We start from the raw sequence: 17,964 nt of genomic DNA, 5'->3' as shown, positions 1-17,964 counted from the left end.
TTTCCAACCTCCTAACTTCTAATGCGTATTGTCGATAAAAAGATTACCAATCTCAAATAAGGTTTGCATCGTTCCGCGATAGCCAACGCAACATCGTGACCCATTCCCCAAGCGATCAAAAATGGGATAGCCTAACCGATACAGGGAAACATTGAGCTGATCAGCAACTCTTTTTCCTTGAGAATTCGTAATAATTAAATCGGAATCCGTTGCTAAATTTTCTAAGTCTTCTAAATCGCCAACTATAACGCTATCAGTGGGTAATTGCTCCAGAATTGGAGATGAAGTAGTGGTGACAGCAGCGTTGATTTTTGCCCCCATTTCAGTTAATAACCAACTGGTTTGATAGAGGAGATCCGGTTCTAAAGCAAGGGCTATTTTTTTACCGCCAAAAAAGAAATGGGAATCGAGGATCGCATCTTGCAGTTGCCGACGCTGACGTTGATATTTTGTCGGGATGTTTGGCTGACATTCCCCATTCCCCCGATCAAGATCAGTCGCCATTTGAGCCAGTAACCAGATCAATTGATCAACTGCATTTAAGCCCGTTAAACGGGGAAAAACCGTGTAATTGGTACCATATTTTTGTTGGAGGGTTTCTGCTGCCGGACGCATACTTTCGCCAATGGCAATAGTAAAGCGCGATCGCGCCAACTGTTTCAAGTCCTCTAAAGCAGTGCCACCAGGGGTTTTAGCATAATAATCATCATCCTCTAAATGTCCGTCCATCGACTCTGACAGATCAGGAATCACTAACGGTTTTAAGCCAAACGCTTCTACGATTTCTTTAATTTCCGCCACATCGCCGGGATTGAGCAAAGATCCCGCTAAAATCGTCACTGGGTCTTGAGAAACTTCCGTTGGCGTCCCATAATCATGAGCAACAATCGCCTGCACCGCTGCTGCATACCCTTCTTGTAACGCGCCCTTATAATCCGGTGTGGAGACCAGAATAATCGGTAAATCATCAAGTTCTGGATGCGACTGACGAATTGATTTGAGGATGTGGGGCATATCATCCCCTCTCGTTTCCGTTAACCCCGTCGTTAACAACCCCAATACTTCCGGTTGGGCTTTTTCCACCAAAGTCAAAATCGCCTGTTCAATATTGTCTTCACCGCCCAAAATCGTTGAAACCTCACTCATGGCAGTCGTAGCAACCGGAATCGCTTCCCGGAAATGGCGCACTAAAATCACTTTTGCAAACGCCGTACAACCCTGCGAACCATGGAACAGAGGAACCATCCCTTTCAAACCGAGGAAGGCTAACGCAGCCCCTAACGGCGGACTCTGCTTCAGCGGATTAACTGCAACGGGTTTTTTAGGACTTTTAATCGTAGTCATGGTTATTTGTCCTTCGTCATTTGTTATTTGTCATTCGTCGTGATTTATCATTAGTCACTTGTTTTGCATGAAAGCCAACAACCAAGGACTAATGACCAAGGACTAATGACTAACTGTTTCCCAAGGCGCAGGCTGCCGGACTTGTTCCCAAATCGGACTATGCAAAGCATGATCAAACTCTTTCGCCATATTGACCAGTCCGACATAACCCGAATAAGTGTGATGGCGTTCTTGATTGACATCGAGGAAAGGAATCCGGGCTTTGAGGGCAGTGTATTGGTTGCGCCCCCCAGCAACGAGCATATCGGCTTTTGTTTCCGCAACGACGCGCAAAAGTTCTTTCGCATTACCTTGAGTGAGCATAATGCCATCTTGACCCAATAATTGCTTAATTCTGGCTTTATCTTCCTCGGTGCTTTTCTTCGTGCTAGTGGCAACCACTTTGATCCCTAAATCTTGGGCCGCAGAAAGAATCGACCAACTTTTCACGCCACCGGTATAAAGGACAATGCGTTTGCCTTGTAGTCTCTCGCGATAAGGGGCAAGGGCAAGATCCAGTTTCGCCGTTTCTTCAGCAATGACCGTTTCCACTCTGGCCTGTAATTCAGAATCGCCTAATTTTTGCGCGATATCCCGTAAACAACGATTGAGATCGGCAACGCCATAAAAAGACTCTTCCAGATAAGGAATGCCATATCTTTCCTCCATTTTGCGCCCCATATTGATTAGGGCTTTGGAGCAAATCATCACATTCAGTTTGGCACGATGGGCGTAGCAAATTTCCTCAAACGTTGCATCACCGGTGATTTTGGAGAGGACGCGAATGCCAACTTTTTCAAAGAGGGGAAGCACTCCCCACAGTTCCCCGGCAACATTGTATTCGCCAATTAAATTAATGTCGTAAGGGGTGGTGTACTCGGGTTCGGCGGTTCCCACCACATGATCCAGTAACGCTTCCCCGGCAAGTCGGTTGCCTAAGTTTTTACTTCCCACAAAACCCGGGGAATGAACCGGGATCACGGGTTTGCCTAGCTTTTGACTGGCGGTATGGCAAACGGCATCAATATCATCGCCAATGAGGGCAGTAACGCAGGTGGAGTAAACAAAAACCGCTGCTGGATTATAGCGTTCAATCGTTTGCGCGATCGCGCTATATAGCTTTTTCTCACCGCCAAAGATAATGTCATTTTCGCTGATGTCGGTGGTAAAGCCCAGTTGGTAAAGGGTTGCACCCGAAGAAAGACTGCCGCGACTGCCCCAAGAATTGCCCGCACACGCGATCGGTCCATGAACGAGATGGGCAGCATCGGTAATCGGAACTAACGTAATTGACGCGCCATCAAAGGCACAGCCCCCTTGTGCTGCCCCGGGTTTCGCTTGCTGCTGACAGGCTTTATTCTTGCCCTGTTGTCCTTTTTTGTGATTGTGTTCGCAACCCGGTTCCGTTAGGAGGTCTGCGGTTTTTGGTTTTGTCATTTTTTTGTCCTTTGTTGTTAGTCCTGGGTAGCCGAATGACCGATGACCAATGACTAGTGACTAATCACTAACCCGTTCCAATTCTTTGGCGAGACAACCGACGACATTGCCACTTTCTAAGAAATGAACCGAATAAATATAAGCAGTTTGCAAAAACGTACCAATGCCAATGATGTAGCCTTCTTCCCCTTTATTAACGAGCCTTTCGCCAATTTCTGCCCCAGGGAAAGTGCCATCATTTTTTATGTTTTTACGGACTCGAACCTTACACTCTAGGTCAAAATCCGGCTCGCGATCGAGTTCAACCTCATCTAATTTCATAGTTTTGTCCTCTGTCTTGTAGTCAGTCATTGACCACTTGCCGGCATAACCAATGACAAATGACCAATGACGAATGACCAATCATTAACGAATCAAATCGAAGGAAATATCAGTTTTTCCCGGAATAATGGTCTTGCGATCAAGCTCATCGAGAATGGTATTCACAATCCAGTTATGGAGATTAAACGCGCCACGATAGCCAAGGGTTTCATAGCGGTGCATATGGTGGCGATCAAAGATGGGATAGCCAATGCGAACAAAAGGTGTTTCGGTATCCCGCCAGAGATACTTCCCGTAAGAGTTACCAATCAATAAATCCACCGGTTCAGTAAACATTAAACTCCGCAAGTGCCAGAGGTCTTTTTTGCCCCAGATCGTTGCTTTTTGACCGTAGATGCTTGCATCCAGCACTGCTTGCAGTTCTTTTTCAAATTTATTGTTGCTGTTGGAAACAACAATATGAACGGGCTCAGCACCTAATTCTAAGAGGAAGTTAACTAAACCAAATACATGATCCGGATCGCCATATAAGGCAACGCGCTTGCCGTGAATCCAGGCTTGGGAATCTGTCATCGCATCCACTGCGCGACCGCGTTCTTCTATGAGTTGCTGTGGAACTTCCTTACCGCTAATTTCTGACAGCTTCGTAATAAATTCATCAGTGCCACGAATGCCAAAGGGGCGGAAATTAAAGGTTTCCTGACCCGCTTCCTTAAAGAAGGCTTGACTTTTAGGTGTCGTATATTTTTGGAAAAAGAAACTGCCTTCGGCGTTAATCGAATCACCCGCTTCCTCTAACGTCGTCTTACCGTTGTACATTTCCAACTCGCCAGTATTGGGAGCATCAAACGCATCGGCATTGTCGGAAAGGATGGTGTAGTCCAGTTCAAACAAGTTCAGAATCCGCTTCAGTTCACGAATATTGCCCACATAAGGATCAAAGCCGAGGTTAAAGTTATACTTGCCGTTGGTGGTCTCTGCTTTCTTTCCTTTCGTGAGATTGCCGAGAATTGCCTTGAGCATATTGTCATAGCCCGTAACATGAGAGCCGACAAAGCTGGGTGTATGAGCAAAAGGAACCGGAATCTCTTGGGGAATTGCTTCCTCATGTTTGGCGTTTTCAACGAAGGCACTCAAGTCATCCCCAATGACTTCTGCCATGCAGGTGGTGCATAATGCAATCATTTTCGGTTTATAAAGGGTGTAGCAGTTGGCAAGCCCGTCAGCCAGATTTTTGTAACCGCCAAACACCGCAGCATCTTCAGTCATGGAAGAAGAAACCGCTTGGAAGGGTTCTTTATAATTACGAGTGAGGTGAGTCCGGAAATAAGCCACGCAACCTTGTGAGCCATGAGAGTAAGGAAGCGTCCCTTCAAAGCCTGCAGCTAGGAATAAAGCACCTAAAGGCTGACAGGCTTTCGCGGGGTTAATGGTTAAGGCTTCACGAGCAAAGTTTTTCTCACGGTAATCCCAAGTTTTTGTCCATTCGCCAACTTCAGTGATTTCTTCCTTGCTGTGCGCCCCTTCAAACTGACGCTTGTATTCAAAGAGTTTTTGATAGGGGTCAGTCTGGAAGAGATCAAAGTGGTCTTGCACTTCATGAGGATCGGAGGCGATTACTATGTTTTCCTTGTTCGTGTTTTCTGTGTTCTCAGTCATGATGACGTTACCTTTGTTCTTATTATTTGTTCTTTGTCGTTAGTTGAAGGTAGGTTGGGTAGAACGAAGTGAAACCCAACATCCTTGGTTTAGTTCCCCCCTTTCTAAGGGGGGCTAGGGGGGATCGTTGTTCACCCCCGAACAAATTGCGATTGGGTTTTGTGACCTCAACCCAAGCTAGCTACTAATTTTTCCAAGGATTTTCGATTAAACTCCAGGTGGGGTTGTTAATCGCTAAATCCATATCACGAGCGAAGACCGCAAAGCCGTGATAAGCGTGATAAGGACCGGAATAATCCCAGGAGTGCATTTGACGGAAGGGCAACGCCATTTTTTGGAAGACGTATTTTTCTTTAATCCCCGCTGCAATCAAGTCTGGATTCAGTTTTTTCGCAAATTCCTCAAACTCATGACCGCTGACATCGTCATAGATAATGGTGCCATCTTTGACATAGTCGGCAGTCCGTTTGTAGTCGTCGTTATGACCGAATTCATAACCCGTTCCAATTACGTCCATTCCCAAATCTTCAAAGGCGGGGATGATGTGACGAGGACGCAATCCACCGACCATAATCATCACGGTTTTGCCTTCTAAGCGGGGACGGTATTCGGCAATCACTGCATCCATATCAGCTTGATACTGGGCAATTACTCGCTCCGCATTTTCCTGAATCGTTTCATCAAACTGAGCCGCAATGTTCCGCAGAGATTTGGCAATTTGCGTCGGACCAAATAGGTTATATTCCATCCAAGGAATGCCATACGTTTCTTCCATGTGACGGCAGATGTAGTTCATGGAACGATAGCAGTGGATGAGATTCATTTTGGCTAAAGGCGCCATTGTCACCTCATTGAAGGTGCCATCCCCTGAAAATTGACTGATCACCCGCAAGCCAATGGCTTCCAGCAAGAGACGGCTGGGCCAGCCATCTCCCCCAATGTTGTAGTCACCGATGATGTTGACATCGTAAGGGGTGCTTTCAAACCCATCTTCGGTTTTGCGATATTCATCCGCTTTTGGGAATACCCAGTCTCGGACCGTATCATTAGCAATGTGGTGACCTAACGATTGCGAAACCCCACGGAATCCTTCACAACGAACGGGAATCACAGGTTTGCCCGTTTCTTTGCCTTTTTTACGGGCAACGCCTTCAATATCATCCCCAATTAACCCAACCGGACATTCTGATTCAATCGTGGTGCCATTGTTTAAAGGGAAGAGGGTTTCCACTTCATCAATGAGTTTATCCAGTTTTTTATCCCCGCCAAAAACAATATCTTTTTCTTGGAAGTCAGAGGTAAACTGCATGGTGCCGAAGGTATCAACGCCAGTGGTGCCGGTGTAGTAGTTCCGACGACCCGCCCAGGAGTAGTAACCACAGCCGACAGGACCGTGACTGAGGTGAATCATATCTTTCACGGGACCCCAGACCACGCCTTTTGCCCCAGCAAAGGAACAACCACGGGTGGTCATAACGCCTGGAACTGATTTTTTATTCGATTTAACATCGCAGTCGGATTTTCCTTCTTCCTGAACATTGAGGTGCTTACTACGTCGTTTCTCGGCTTTCTCTGGATAGGCTTCGAGAACCTCTTTAATTAATTCTTGATTTCGTTCTACAATTGACATGATGTTATTCCTTAAACATAATTAGATTTGGCTTGGGGGATAGGAGAGAGAGCCCCACTCTCTTTCCCATCCCTAAAAACTCAGTCAGTTACACCGAGACGCTTGTCCCTTGTTTTTCAGCTTCAAGGGCTTTTTTGTACTCTTCATCGCTGTCAATAATGCCGAATTCAACTAGAAGTGCTTCCAGTTCATCCATATCAATGGGAGTCGGAATGACTAAGTTTTTGTTCTCTTCAATTTTGCGGGCGAGTTCACGATACTCATCGGCTTGCGGGTGATCCGGTTGATATTCAATAACCGTCATCCGGCGCAGTTCAGCTTGTTGCACTACGTTGTCACGAGGAACAAAGTGAATCATCTGTGTGCCCAGTTTTTCGGCAAGGGCTTCAATTAGTTCATGTTCTTGGTCACATTTACGGCTGTTGCAAATTAAACCGCCGAGACGCACTCCGCCAGAGTGAGCATATTTGAGAATCCCCCGAGCAATGTTGTTAGCAGCGTACATTGCCATCATTTCACCGGAGGTGACAATATAAATCTCTTGGGCTTTTCCTTCCCGAATCGGCATAGCAAACCCACCGCAGACAACGTCCCCTAATACGTCGTAGGAAACGAAATCAATATCTTCATAAGCGCCTTCTTCTTCTAAGAAGTTAATGGCGGTGATAATGCCGCGTCCTGCACAGCCAACGCCAGGTTCAGGACCGCCAGACTCAACGCAACGCACGTTGTTGTAGCCAGAGAGTAAGACTTCGTCGAGTTCCAGGTCTTCCACTGCCCCGCGTTCGGCAGCTAAGTGGAGAATTGTGGTTTGCGCTTTGGTGTGCAGCATTAAGCGGGTGGAGTCTGCTTTCGGGTCACAGCCGACAATCATCACCCGTTGGGTTTCAGAAAGAGCTGCGAGCGTGTTTTGAGAAGTGGTGGATTTTCCGATTCCGCCTTTTCCGTAAAATGCAATCTGTCTCATGGTTAATGTCTCCGTGAAAATTTGAGGGTTGATTATGGGTTCTTTGTCATTAGTCCTTGGTTATGTGGTTTGGGCGATAATCAAGGAGTGACGACTAATGGATTGGCGTGAAAGCTCGGCTTTGGAGGCGATCGCGCTCCGTCATGACTGGGATAGGAAATTAACATGGTCTTATACTGCCTCCACGGTTAAGGTGGGTAAAATTCGGTCTTTAAGTGTGGCTTCAATGGCAAGTTTTAAGGTTTCAGTGGAAGAGGCGCAGCCGCTACAAGCACCTTTAAGAATGACTTTGACAACATCTCCTTCCACATCAAATAGTTCCATATCGCCGCCGTCTTCTGCTAAAACGGGTCTAATTTCTTCGTCAATCACTTGTTGAATAAACGTGATTTTTTGGAGGTTGGTTAAAACTTTTGGCTCGGCAGAAAATGACGGATTGGTGTTAGCAAGTTCAGTGGCAACTTCTAGACTTTTCTCTTTTTCAGTGGCAATTTCTGCGAGTAAATCATCGACATCAGCGAGACAAGAACTACAACCGCCACCAGCTTTGACATAGTTAGTAACTTGTTCTGCTGTTATAAGATTATTATCACGAATAATGCGTTTAATTTTTGTATCCGTTACACCAAAACACTCACATATAAGATTTCCTTCATCTTCTTCGTGAATATCAAGGGGAATCCCTTTATAGTTATAAATTGCCGCTTCTAACGCCTCTTGTCCCATTACCGAACAGTGCATTTTTGCTTCCGGCAAGCCATCAAGAGAGGTCGCAATTTCTTTGTTCGTTATATTTAACGCTTCCTCAACCGTTTTGCCTTTAAGGAGTTCGGTTAACACAGAAGAGGACGCGATCGCGCTGGCACAGCCAAAGGTCTGAAAGCGAGCATCAAGAATCGTTTGTGTCGCTTCGTTGATTTTGAGGTGGAGTTTGAGGGCATCGCCACAAGCAATACTCCCGACTTCTCCAGTGACAATTGTTTCTCCTTCCTGCTTCTGCGCGATCGTGCCTTGATTGCGCGGATTATGGAAGTGTTCCATTACTTTTTCGGTATAGTCCCACATAGTTTTGTCCTTTGTCTTTAGTCGTTGGTCATTCGTTGTTGAGAAACTGATTGATCCTTCCTGTTTAATTTTCTAGTAGAGTTGTTTTGGATCATTACTTAGAGTTGATAATGGTTAGTAAGCGGTTTCAAGATTTGAATGTGTATCGGCTAGCAGAAGAACTATCAGAAGAAATTTGGAGGATAGTTGGAGAATGGCAATCATTAGCCCAAGATACAGTAGGTAAACAAATTATTCGCTCTGCAGATAGTATTGGGGCAAACATAGCTGAGGGGGTAGGTCGAGGTAGTTTTCAAGACAATAAAAGATTTGTGAAAATAGCAAGGGGTTCTTTGTATGAAACACAGCATTGGTTGAGAAGAGCTTATTATCGTCATTTACTAACCCAAGAACAATTAGATAAATTAAAAACAATACTTGATCAGTTAGCTCCAAAGTTAAACGCATATCTAAACTCCATTGGAAAAACAAATGACTAATGACTAATGACCAATGACTAATGCTTGTTCTTGTTCCTGTAACCAGCCCGCCTCATCGCTATTGAAGGGAGAAAGTTCTCGTAGGCGATTAATAATAGGGGGAAGAACTTCTAAAACGCGATCAATTTCTTCTTCGGTGGTAAAGCGAGAGAGACTGAAACGAATCGAACCGTGAAGGAGGCTATACGGTAAACCCAGAGCGCGGAGAACATGAGAGGGTTCAAGCGAACCCGAGGTACAAGCCGACCCGGAAGAAGCGCAAATCCCATACTGATCGAGAGAAAGTAAAATGGCTTCTCCTTCGATGTACTTAAAGCCAATATTGGTGGTATTGGGTAACCGATGAGCGCGAGTACCATTGACCACAGTATTGGGAATCGTGCTCAAGATTCCTGCTTCCAACTTGTCTCGCAACCGTTGTTCCTTAATAACGCCCGCTAAATGTTGTTCAGCCAGTTCTGCGGCTCGTCCTAGTGCCACAATACCGGGGACATTTTCGGTGCCGCCTCTGCGTCCGCGTTCTTGGTGTCCACCGACGAGATAAGGACGAAAACGAACCCCTTTGCGCACATATAATGCCCCAATTCCTTTCGGTGCATGGATTTTATGACCCGAAAGCGTGAGGAAGTCAATGGTGCTCGTTTTCATATCGAGGGCAATTTTTCCCACCGCTTGCACCGCATCCACATGGAACAGCGCACCGTATTCTTTAACGATTTGCCCAATTTCCTCAATGGGAAAAACAACGCCGGTTTCGTTATTCGCATACATCACCGAAACAACAGCCGTATTCCCTGTGATTGACGCTTGTAGTTCATCTAAATCGAGCTGACCTTCTTGATTCACGGAAAGATAAGTCACTGTGTAACCTTCTTTCTCCAGTTTTCGGCAGAGATTCAGGACAGCAGGATGCTCGACTTCAGTGGTGATAATCTGTTTTTTGTTCGGTTGGGCTTTCAGTGCTGCCAAAATGGCGGCGTTATCCCCTTCCGTGCCACAACTGGTAAAGATGATTTCTGACTCTTCAGCCCCAAGCAGGGAAGCGACTTGCCCTCTTGCCTCACGAACTGCGCGACCCACTTGTCCGCCGAAGGTATGCATACTCGAAGGATTGCCGTAATAGATGCTGAGATAGGGCAGCATGGCAGCAAATGCTTCTTCATCGATTTTAGTGGTGGCATTGTTGTCGAGGTAAATGGGTTCATTCATTATTTTTGTCCTCTGTTGTTTGTCCTTTGTTGTTTGTCCTTCGACAGGCTCAGGAACACCTTTGTCCTTTGTGGTTCGATAACGAATGACTAATGACTAATGACTAATGACTAGTAATCAAACGTTGTAATTTTTGGGAATAGGCATCAAACCAACTGTGCCAGTATTGGGTTTCTCGTTTTGCTTGCAAACGAGAGGTGAGGCGTTGATAGGTTGTAAACCATTGATCCCAGTAGTTTGCAGTAGCAGCTTGTGCTGATTGAATCACGCTAGAAAGCAAGGGAGTGCAACCGCTATTCGTTGGACAAATTGACATACATTGAGCGACACCGTAAGCCCCAACACAGTCATTACAAAGATCAGGATTAATCGCGAATTGACCGTTGTCGGTTTTTGTAATTGCGCCTGTTGGACAACTCGGTAAACACTTGCCACAAGCAATACAGTTTTCAGAAATTTGGTAAGTCATGGTTTTTGTCCTCTGTTATTTGTTTTTGGTTGTTTGTCTTTTGGAATTTGATCACGAATGACTAATGACTAACAACAAATTCTTCGTAGAACTTCAACGCTAAAGCATCAATGGTTTCATAGCCTTCCACGGGTTCAACCCCAGCTTTTTGTAAGAGCTCTTTCGGATAATCCCCAACTTTAGAAACCAGAACTGCTTTGCAATCTTGGATGGTGTTGATAATGTTGTTGAGGGTTGCTTCTTCGCCATAACCGCCTTGACAGTAATGGTCAACTTTACGGTGGCTCACAAATTTTGCTTCCACACCATCCACTTCAAAGATCTGAAACTCTTTAGCATGACCGAAGTGTTGATTAACAACGCCACCGCCTTTTGTGGCAACTGCAACGAAGATTTTTTCGCCTCGTTGTTTTTTCGCAGCTTCTCTTTCGGCTTTGGCTGCTTTCATCGCTGCCTTAATTTGCTGAATATCACCGTGAACTTCTTGGCGTTTTTGCAGGTCATATTCCGGGGTCATCTCTAAGAATTTGTCTTTCGTAAATTCTTGAGAGCGATCTTCACCGAGTAAACCAATGGCATCGGCACGACATTGACGACAGTGACGCATCATTTTCATATTACTTGCTCCACCATCAGCCGTTTCAACTTGATCTTGTAAGGCTTTTAACTCTTTTTGCGTGGGACCGCGTTGTCCATTTAAGCCAAAGTACGTGCCATGTTCAGGGGCAGAGACTAAGGGCATAATGTTATGGAGGAAAGCCCCCCGCGCTTGAATTGCTTCATGAACATCAACCAAGTGTTGATCGTTAATCCCCGGAATCATCACAGAGTTCACTTTGCAGAGAATATCCGCTTCTTGTAGCGCCTCTAAGCCTTCCATTTGTCGTTCGTGAAGGATTTGTGCGGCAGCTTCTCCCGTCCAGCGTTTCCGTTGATAGCGCACCCAGGAATAGATTTGTGCGCCAATTTTCGGGTCAATCATGTTAATGGTAATCGTGACATGATCGATATCTAATGCTTTGATGCGATCAATGTAATCAGGAAGCATTAAGCCGTTGGTAGATAAGCACAATTTAATATCTGGTGCTTTCTCTCTTACTAACTCAAAGGTACGGAAGGTTTCTTCGGGGTTCGCTAACGGATCCCCCGGTCCCGCAATTCCTAAAACAGTCATTTGCGGAATTTTGCCAGCAATAACGAGTGCTTTATGAGCGGCTTCTTCCGGAGAGAGGAGTTCACTAACCACCCCAGGGCGACTTTCGTTCGCACAATCATACTTGCGATTACAGAAGTTACACTGAATGTTGCAAGCGGGGGCAACTGCAACATGCATCCGGGCATAGTGGTGGTGTGCTTCTTCGCTGTAACAGGGATGATTCTCGATTCTTTCTTGAAGTTTAGGATCAAGAGCTTGAGGCATCGGAGAAGTACAACCACAGCTTTGTGTTGATTGGGCTATAGTTTCCTTGGCTTTTTGGAACGTGGAATAAGGAGTGGGTGACATTGCATTGCCTTCCGCATGATGTGGACTCAGACCGAAATTAAATCAAACTCAGTCTCAGATGAGTTCGATGAAGTTATGACAGTTATAGCAACGGGGATTTCGGTGAGGGTAAAAGCCTTGCTGAGTTTGTTTTATTAAAATAATTAGGTTGTACTCAGTCCCTGAAACCCTTGTCTAGTGCAGAGAAAAATTTTTTTGTGGGTCGCGGGACGAGAATTTTTAGAAGGGGCGTGAGTATTTATTTCTGACACCACTAGTATTTGCGTTACTCTCGACCAATTGTAGTGAGAGCAAGGCTTTTGGGGAACTACACCTAGGTAAATTCCCCCTCAGTTCGTTGTACTCAATTGTCTTTTATTACTTTGTCGCTTGAGAGAATTCAATGCAGTTTTTTTTCAATCCGTATCTAAATTAACATTATTATTTTGAGTGAGTTTGATCAGAAATAATTAATGATTTTAAAAAAGAGTAACAAAAGCTACAAAACAGACCCTGCTTGGGTTTTGTCTTTGTACTGTCTCATACGAGGGTGAGTACCTTATTTTTGAAGAGAATGGCTCCCTAGATGCTGGAGTGGGTCTGGGATATCAGTCATTTCATCTTGAGTACTCAATACTCGTTGCTTGACCAAATAATACTCAGGGGTATCGGTCAAAATACTAGTAGGTTGCCCCCCAAAGAAATTTTTTAAATGCTCAAACCGCGATTTCATCTGGATCGAGAGTTAATGAGTACCCTCTGATTAATCTAATCAATCTAACCTTGAGCAATGACTGTTGGCAACAAATCGGGAATTGCTATAAGGAGCATTACAAAGCAATGAAAACCGAACCGGCTCACCTACCCCTAACAACAGTTATGCAACCCTCATTTACAGTTCCCCACAAACAAAAAAAGAGCCAAAGCCCCTGCCACCTCAAGTCAATTCGCCATTCTCGATTTATCATCTGGGATGATATCAAAATTATCTTTGAGCGTGATCCGGCAGCGAACAACTGGTTAGAGATCCTGCTTTGTTATCCCGGTGTTCATGCCTTGGCTTTACATCGGCTTGCCCATTGGCTGTGGCGAAAACAAGTCCCTCTCCTACCGCGTGTTTTATCCCACTGCGGACGCTTTCTCACAGGGATTGACATCCATCCCGGGGCAAGCATTGGTCAAGGGGTCTTTATTGATCACGGAATGGGAGTGGTAGTTGGCGAAACTGCAATTGTGGGAGATTACTGTTTAATTTACCAAAATGTCACCTTAGGCGGTACAGGTAAGCAAACGGGAAAACGCCATCCCACCCTCGGACAAAATGTTGTGGTGGGGGCGGGAGCAAAAGTTTTAGGGAATATCAATCTTGGGGATCATGTGCGCGTTGGTGCGGGGTCGGTCGTGCTGCGAGATGTTCCAGAAGATTGCACGGTGGTCGGGGTTCCGGGTCGGATTGTTCGCACGGGTTATGGTTGTCCCCTGGAACATGGCAAACTTCCTGATCCAGAAGCAACAACGATTCGCTCACTTTTAGAGCGGATTGAGACTTTGGAACAACAAATACAAACCCTATCCTCCTGTCGAGGTGAAAACTATGAATCAATTCACCAACGGTGAACAACGGTCAGAGCAGGTGCCTTCGATTGAGGAAGGCATCATCTCGGACTCGCAAGCCAAAGGTGCTGTGCCGAATGCATTTCAGCACTCTGACAACCCCGCCTCAGAATTAAATTCTAGGGAACGGGCGGCTCGCCCTGATGCCTTGGTGAGTCGAGTCGTCACCATTCAACGTAGCGATCGCTGGCAGGTTTATCGTCGCTTAAAAGAGTTAGGCATTTCCTGCTGGTGTCCCCAAGATGGCACGCTCTGGGTTGAAATCGAGGGTTGTGTCGGGGCAACGCTCCTCCGCAGCACGGTTCATCAGTTTACTAATTCGCGTTCCGAGTTAGCCGATTGGTTAGACCGCTGCTGGACCACGTCCATTTTAGCCACCTCTTATCACTAGGAGTTCAAACATATGACACAAAAAACCGTTATTCAAGCTTTCGGAGATGTAAAAACGAACCCGGTTCGTCTTGATCAAGACATCACGATTTCAGTGTGCGAAGGGTTAAATCTTGCCCTTGCTAGCTTTCAAGGTCTTTATTTGCAATACCTCAAGCATCATTTTGTGATTGAAGGGTCAGAATTTGTTTCGATTCATGACTATTTCCAAGAAAGTTACGAGGCGGTGCAAGGTCACGCCCATGAAATTGGTGAACGCTTAAATGGCTTGGGTGGAACCCCGGCAGCTAGTTTTAGCAAACTTGCTCAACTGTGCTGCTTTACCCCAGAAGAGGATGGCATTTTTGACTGTCGCCAAATGATTGAGCATGATTTGGTAGCAGAGCAGAGCATCATCGAATTACTCCGCTCACAAGCAGCGCAAACGGAAAGTGTCGGCGATCGCGCGACCCGTTATCTGTATGAAGAAATTCTCCTGAAGACAGAAGAACGGGCGTTTCATCTCGATCATTTCCTCGCACCCGACAGCTTAACCCTAGGCTTTATTGGTCAATAGTCATTCGTCATTGGTTCAAGGACGAACAACAAAGGACAAAATTATGCAACCCATTCATATCAATGACACAACCCTCAGAGATGGTGAACAAGCAGCTGGTATTGCCTTCACCGTCGCGGAAAAAGTTGCCTTTGCCAGTTTCATGAGCGCGATCGGAGTGCAAGAACTGGAAGTGGGCATTCCCGCCATGGGCGGTGCCGAAGCCGAAGCCATTCGCACGATCACTCACCTCGGTTTAAAAACCCAGATTACGAGTTGGAATCGTGCGGTGCAAGCGGATATTGATGCCTCTCTCGCCTGTGGGGTACAGCGGGTGCATATTTCGGTTCCCGTTTCAGATCGGCAAATCGCCGTGAAATTTCAAGGGGACAAACAACAGGTGTTTGATCGCCTCCAAAAGACAGTTCACTATGCGCGCGATCGCGGTTTGTATATCTCTGTCGGTGGGGAAGATGCTTCCCGTGCGGATCCCAACTTTCTCCTTGAGGTGGCGCTGGCGGCGCAGAAGGCGGGGGCTTCTCGCTTTCGCTTTTGCGATACGGTGGGGATTTTGGATCCCCTAACCACTTACAGCAAAATTCAGCAACTGGTCAACTGCCTCAACATTACGGTGGAAATGCACACCCATAATGATTTGGGAATGGCAACTGCCAATGCTTTAGCAGGCATTCAAGCAGGGGCAACGTCAGTGAATACCACCGTTAATGGTTTTGGAGAAAGAGCCGGTAATGCTGCCTTAGAAGAAGTGGTGATGGCACTGAAGCAGATCTATGGCATCAAAACTGGCATTGATACCTGCCAATTTAAGGCCCTATCGGAATTTGTTGTCAACGCCACCGGCTATGATGTTCCTCCTTGGAAAGCCGTGGTGGGAAAAAATGCCTTTGCCCATGAAGCGGGGATTCACGGACATGGGGTTTTACAAGATCCGGCGACTTATGAACCCTTTACCCCAGAAGAAGTCGGATGTAAACGGGATCTTGTTATTGGCAAACATTCTGGTAAGCATCTGCTAGTGAACTTCCTACAACAACAGGGAATTACGCTCAGTGCCCAAGAAGCGCGATCGCTGCTGGAGGCAATCCGTACCTTATCAGTTGAGTTAAAACGCAATTTAACCCCCGATGAGTTATTGAACTTAGTCTCTCAATATACTCCCGTTGGTTAGGTTCTTTTCAAGACTGATCCTTATCCACTTACAAGGCTTAAAACTCATGAAAGTCATGTTGCATCAAAATCAAGTCGGACATTTATCAGTTTATGTTCCGAAGAAAGATTTGGAAGAAGAAGTGGTTGAGCAATCCATTACGGCTGATGGCAAAATTTTAACCTTAGCCAATGGTTGGCAACTTTCTTTTAAGGGGTTAACTGATGATAGTAAACTCCCTCAAACTTTCAATGCGACAAAACTGTAATTTTTCATTAGTAATTCAAATGTAATTTTGATTATTAATGATGCTCAGTACACACGAATTAAACAGAGGAGAAAACTCATGCCTACACTTACAGCTTTCACAAAAGATGGTTCTACCTGGGAACCGAAATTTATTACAGCAATTGATAAAGATGTTTGTCTCGGCTGCGGTCGCTGCCATAAAGTCTGTGGTCGCAATGTTCTGGGAATGCAAGCCATGAATGAATTTGGTGAATTGATTGATGATGAAGATGATGATGATGACGATATCGAACGTTATGTCATGACCATTATTAATGCTGCCAAATGTATCGGTTGTGAAGCGTGTGCCCGCATTTGTCCAAAAAATTGTCACACTCACGAAGCTTTAGCCGTTTAAGAACTAAAAAATGCCTTGATCTCCTCTGCTGTGCGATAGCAGAGAGAGATCTCATCCCATCCCAAAGTTTTATCTTTTGAGGAAGAGATCATGAAATATCCAGACCCCTATCAAGAGGGAAGTGTCACAATTTTGGCTCTAATTCTGACTTTGGTTTTAACTTCGATTTACTACAGTCCAGAGCTTTTTAAAGAGTCACCTCTTTTGGGAAAATTATCACTGATAGAAGCCACAAGTCTTAAATAAGAGAGAAGAAAAGCGATCATGACTGATAATCAACGCCAAGAAGAATATTTTGAATTAATTGACCGCTTACTCCATTGCCCAAATGGAAAAGAACCAGATGTCTTAGATTCTAGAAGCGATTTGCTGGATCAAGACTTCATTAAAACCTTAATCCAAGTGGCGACAGCAATGGCACATGGAAATAATCAAGAAGCCTCTCAATTTCTAATGTTTATTGCCCGTGAGCTTTCTAAACAATTAGGGTTTTATCCCGAACTTGCTAACCAATCTTCACCTCAAGAATAAGTCCCTTTTATACCGATGAAAATTGCCGATAACATTACAGAATTAGTGGGAAAAACCCCTTTAGTTCGCTTAAATTCCATTCCCTTTGCTGAAGGCTGTTTGGCTCAAATTGTGGTCAAATTAGAAAGTATGAATCCCGCCGCTTCAGTGAAAGATCGCATTGGCGTTAGTATGATTAATGCCGCTGAACAAGCGGGTTTAATTGCCCCTGGAAAAACAGTCCTCATTGAACCCACATCTGGCAATACAGGCATTGCCCTGGCGATGGCAGCAGCAGCCAAAGGCTATTCCATTATTTTGACCATGCCGGAAAGCATGAGTCAAGAGCGACGGGCGATGTTGAAAGCTTATGGGGCGCAGTTAGAGTTAACTCCGGCTAATGCCGGCATGAAAGGCGCGATCGCGCGGGCAGAAGAACTCGCCAGCAGTCTCCCCGATAGCTTTATGCCGCAACAGTTCCAAAATCCCGCTAACCCCCAAATTCATTGCCAAACCACTGCCGAAGAAATTTGGTCTGATACCGATGGCGAAATTGACCTTTTTATTGCTGGAGTCGGTACAGGGGGCACCCTCACTGGCGTGGCAGAAACCCTCAAACAGCGCAAACCTGAACTCAGCGCGATCGCGGTTGAACCCGCCAATAGCCCTATCCTTTCTGGAGGCAGTTCTGGAAGCCACAAGATTCAAGGCATTGGTGCGGGATTTGTACCCGAAATCTTGAAGGTTGATGTCATTGATGAAGTCATAACCGTTACTGATGAAGACGCGATTCAATATGGTCGTCGTCTCGCCCGCGAAGAGGGTTTACTCTCTGGAATTTCCACCGGCGCCGCTTTAGCCGCTGCCATTGCCGTGGGCAAAAGAAAAGAAAATGCTGGCAAGCTGATTGTCATGATTCAGCCCAGTTTTGGCGAACGGTATTTGAGTACCCCTCTCTTTCAGGATTTAGAAGAGGAAAAAACATTAGTCGTTACTTAG

The 17,964-nt window shown here is 45.6% G+C and carries 20 protein-coding genes; 10 read left to right on the top strand and 10 right to left on the bottom strand.

Features of this window, described 5'->3' with window-relative positions; genetic code table 11:
* Window positions 1–18: 18 nt before the first annotated feature.
* From nifN to nifU, 7 genes are all read right to left on the bottom strand, one after another.
* Window positions 19–1,344, bottom strand: coding sequence for a nitrogenase iron-molybdenum cofactor biosynthesis protein NifN (gene nifN / locus GVY04_21445; protein ID NBD18597.1), 1,326 nt, complete (start codon window positions 1,342–1,344; stop codon window positions 19–21).
* A 102-nt stretch (window positions 1,345–1,446) separates the two neighbouring features.
* Window positions 1,447–2,820, bottom strand: coding sequence for a nitrogenase iron-molybdenum cofactor biosynthesis protein NifE (gene nifE / locus GVY04_21440; GenBank protein ID NBD18596.1), 1,374 nt, complete (start codon window positions 2,818–2,820; stop codon window positions 1,447–1,449).
* A 60-nt stretch (window positions 2,821–2,880) separates the two neighbouring features.
* A complete protein-coding gene (locus tag GVY04_21435; protein NBD18595.1) occupies window positions 2,881–3,141 on the bottom strand; it encodes a nitrogen fixation protein NifZ in 261 nt (86 codons plus the stop codon).
* Window positions 3,142–3,225: 84 nt separating this feature from the next.
* Window positions 3,226–4,800 carry a nitrogenase molybdenum-iron protein subunit beta gene (nifK, locus tag GVY04_21430; protein NBD18594.1) on the bottom strand — a complete coding sequence of 525 codons (1,575 nt, stop codon included), beginning with the start codon at window positions 4,798–4,800 and terminating at the stop codon, window positions 3,226–3,228.
* 184 nt (window positions 4,801–4,984) lie between these two features.
* Window positions 4,985–6,430, bottom strand: coding sequence for a nitrogenase molybdenum-iron protein alpha chain (nifD, locus tag GVY04_21425; protein NBD18593.1), 1,446 nt, complete (start codon window positions 6,428–6,430; stop codon window positions 4,985–4,987).
* An 88-nt stretch (window positions 6,431–6,518) separates the two neighbouring features.
* On the bottom strand, window positions 6,519–7,397 hold the full coding sequence (nifH, locus tag GVY04_21420) for a nitrogenase iron protein (GenBank protein NBD18592.1): 879 nt from the start codon (window positions 7,395–7,397) through the stop codon (window positions 6,519–6,521).
* Window positions 7,398–7,568: 171 nt separating this feature from the next.
* A complete protein-coding gene (nifU, locus tag GVY04_21415; protein ID NBD18591.1) occupies window positions 7,569–8,462 on the bottom strand; it encodes a Fe-S cluster assembly protein NifU in 894 nt (297 codons plus the stop codon).
* 110 nt (window positions 8,463–8,572) lie between these two features.
* Between nifU and GVY04_21410 the strand changes: the two genes are divergently transcribed.
* The gene (locus GVY04_21410; GenBank protein ID NBD18590.1) at window positions 8,573–8,941 is read left to right on the top strand and encodes a four helix bundle protein; all 369 of its coding nucleotides are present in this window, start codon (window positions 8,573–8,575) and stop codon (window positions 8,939–8,941) included.
* A gap of 3 nt (window positions 8,942–8,944) precedes the next feature.
* On the opposite strand, the gene nifS is transcribed toward GVY04_21410, so the two are convergent.
* The 3 genes from nifS to nifB form a co-directional block, all read right to left on the bottom strand.
* A complete protein-coding gene (gene nifS / locus GVY04_21405; protein NBD18589.1) occupies window positions 8,945–10,150 on the bottom strand; it encodes a cysteine desulfurase NifS in 1,206 nt (401 codons plus the stop codon).
* 103 nt (window positions 10,151–10,253) lie between these two features.
* Window positions 10,254–10,619 (bottom strand): 4Fe-4S dicluster domain-containing protein, encoded by a 366-nt coding sequence (locus GVY04_21400; GenBank protein NBD18588.1) that lies wholly within the window; start codon window positions 10,617–10,619, stop codon window positions 10,254–10,256.
* Window positions 10,620–10,680: 61 nt separating this feature from the next.
* Window positions 10,681–12,123 (bottom strand): nitrogenase cofactor biosynthesis protein NifB, encoded by a 1,443-nt coding sequence (gene nifB, locus GVY04_21395; GenBank protein ID NBD18587.1) that lies wholly within the window; start codon window positions 12,121–12,123, stop codon window positions 10,681–10,683.
* Window positions 12,124–12,981: 858 nt separating this feature from the next.
* Here nifB and cysE point away from each other — a divergent pair.
* From cysE to cysK, 9 genes are all read left to right on the top strand, one after another.
* Window positions 12,982–13,719: a serine O-acetyltransferase gene (gene cysE / locus GVY04_21390; protein NBD18586.1), complete on the top strand. Its 738-nt coding sequence runs from the start codon at window positions 12,982–12,984 to the stop codon at window positions 13,717–13,719.
* Window positions 13,720–13,864: 145 nt separating this feature from the next.
* Window positions 13,865–14,107 carry a hypothetical protein gene (locus GVY04_21385; protein NBD18585.1) on the top strand — a complete coding sequence of 81 codons (243 nt, stop codon included), beginning with the start codon at window positions 13,865–13,867 and terminating at the stop codon, window positions 14,105–14,107.
* A 12-nt stretch (window positions 14,108–14,119) separates the two neighbouring features.
* On the top strand, window positions 14,120–14,662 hold the full coding sequence (locus tag GVY04_21380; GenBank protein NBD18584.1) for a DNA starvation/stationary phase protection protein: 543 nt from the start codon (window positions 14,120–14,122) through the stop codon (window positions 14,660–14,662).
* Window positions 14,663–14,705: 43 nt separating this feature from the next.
* The gene (nifV, locus tag GVY04_21375) at window positions 14,706–15,830 is read left to right on the top strand and encodes a homocitrate synthase (GenBank protein NBD18583.1); all 1,125 of its coding nucleotides are present in this window, start codon (window positions 14,706–14,708) and stop codon (window positions 15,828–15,830) included.
* 46 nt (window positions 15,831–15,876) lie between these two features.
* Window positions 15,877–16,077, top strand: a complete 201-nt coding sequence (gene nifT / locus GVY04_21370) for a putative nitrogen fixation protein NifT (GenBank protein ID NBD18582.1) — start codon at window positions 15,877–15,879, stop codon at window positions 16,075–16,077.
* Between the two features lie 78 nt (window positions 16,078–16,155).
* Window positions 16,156–16,455, top strand: a complete 300-nt coding sequence (gene fdxB / locus GVY04_21365; GenBank protein ID NBD18581.1) for a ferredoxin III, nif-specific — start codon at window positions 16,156–16,158, stop codon at window positions 16,453–16,455.
* A 90-nt stretch (window positions 16,456–16,545) separates the two neighbouring features.
* A complete protein-coding gene (locus GVY04_21360; protein NBD18580.1) occupies window positions 16,546–16,701 on the top strand; it encodes a hypothetical protein in 156 nt (51 codons plus the stop codon).
* Between the two features lie 18 nt (window positions 16,702–16,719).
* Window positions 16,720–16,986 (top strand): hypothetical protein, encoded by a 267-nt coding sequence (locus tag GVY04_21355; GenBank protein ID NBD18579.1) that lies wholly within the window; start codon window positions 16,720–16,722, stop codon window positions 16,984–16,986.
* A gap of 15 nt (window positions 16,987–17,001) precedes the next feature.
* Complete coding sequence (gene cysK, locus GVY04_21350; protein NBD18578.1) at window positions 17,002–17,964, top strand: cysteine synthase A; 963 nt, start codon at window positions 17,002–17,004, stop codon at window positions 17,962–17,964.

It is taken from the genome of Cyanobacteria bacterium GSL.Bin1 (assembly GCA_009909085.1).
Lineage (GTDB): Bacteria > Cyanobacteriota > Cyanobacteriia > Cyanobacteriales > Rubidibacteraceae > Halothece.
Note: the sequence above shows the minus strand (reverse complement) of the source record. Positions and strands in the feature narration are given on the sequence as shown.

What these genes read in the sequence shown, in the direction of transcription:
- GVY04_21380 (NBD18584.1), top strand. Translation starts at nt 14,120, where the DNA reads ATGACACAAAAAACCGTTATTCAAGCTTTCGGAGATGTAAAAACGAAC.
- fdxB (NBD18581.1), top strand. Translation starts at nt 16,156, where the DNA reads ATGCCTACACTTACAGCTTTCACAAAAGATGGTTCTACCTGGGAACCG.
- nifN (NBD18597.1), bottom strand. Translation starts at nt 1,344, where the DNA reads ATGACTACGATTAAAAGTCCTAAAAAACCCGTTGCAGTTAATCCGCTG.
- GVY04_21355 (NBD18579.1), top strand. Translation starts at nt 16,720, where the DNA reads ATGACTGATAATCAACGCCAAGAAGAATATTTTGAATTAATTGACCGC.
- nifB (NBD18587.1), bottom strand. Translation starts at nt 12,123, where the DNA reads ATGTCACCCACTCCTTATTCCACGTTCCAAAAAGCCAAGGAAACTATA.
- cysK (NBD18578.1), top strand. Translation starts at nt 17,002, where the DNA reads ATGAAAATTGCCGATAACATTACAGAATTAGTGGGAAAAACCCCTTTA.
- GVY04_21400 (NBD18588.1), bottom strand. Translation starts at nt 10,619, where the DNA reads ATGACTTACCAAATTTCTGAAAACTGTATTGCTTGTGGCAAGTGTTTA.
- nifU (NBD18591.1), bottom strand. Translation starts at nt 8,462, where the DNA reads ATGTGGGACTATACCGAAAAAGTAATGGAACACTTCCATAATCCGCGC.
- nifD (NBD18593.1), bottom strand. Translation starts at nt 6,430, where the DNA reads ATGTCAATTGTAGAACGAAATCAAGAATTAATTAAAGAGGTTCTCGAA.
- nifH (NBD18592.1), bottom strand. Translation starts at nt 7,397, where the DNA reads ATGAGACAGATTGCATTTTACGGAAAAGGCGGAATCGGAAAATCCACC.
- nifK (NBD18594.1), bottom strand. Translation starts at nt 4,800, where the DNA reads ATGACTGAGAACACAGAAAACACGAACAAGGAAAACATAGTAATCGCC.
- GVY04_21410 (NBD18590.1), top strand. Translation starts at nt 8,573, where the DNA reads ATGGTTAGTAAGCGGTTTCAAGATTTGAATGTGTATCGGCTAGCAGAA.
- GVY04_21360 (NBD18580.1), top strand. Translation starts at nt 16,546, where the DNA reads ATGAAATATCCAGACCCCTATCAAGAGGGAAGTGTCACAATTTTGGCT.
- nifT (NBD18582.1), top strand. Translation starts at nt 15,877, where the DNA reads ATGAAAGTCATGTTGCATCAAAATCAAGTCGGACATTTATCAGTTTAT.
- cysE (NBD18586.1), top strand. Translation starts at nt 12,982, where the DNA reads ATGCAACCCTCATTTACAGTTCCCCACAAACAAAAAAAGAGCCAAAGC.
- GVY04_21435 (NBD18595.1), bottom strand. Translation starts at nt 3,141, where the DNA reads ATGAAATTAGATGAGGTTGAACTCGATCGCGAGCCGGATTTTGACCTA.
- nifE (NBD18596.1), bottom strand. Translation starts at nt 2,820, where the DNA reads ATGACAAAACCAAAAACCGCAGACCTCCTAACGGAACCGGGTTGCGAA.
- nifV (NBD18583.1), top strand. Translation starts at nt 14,706, where the DNA reads ATGCAACCCATTCATATCAATGACACAACCCTCAGAGATGGTGAACAA.
- nifS (NBD18589.1), bottom strand. Translation starts at nt 10,150, where the DNA reads ATGAATGAACCCATTTACCTCGACAACAATGCCACCACTAAAATCGAT.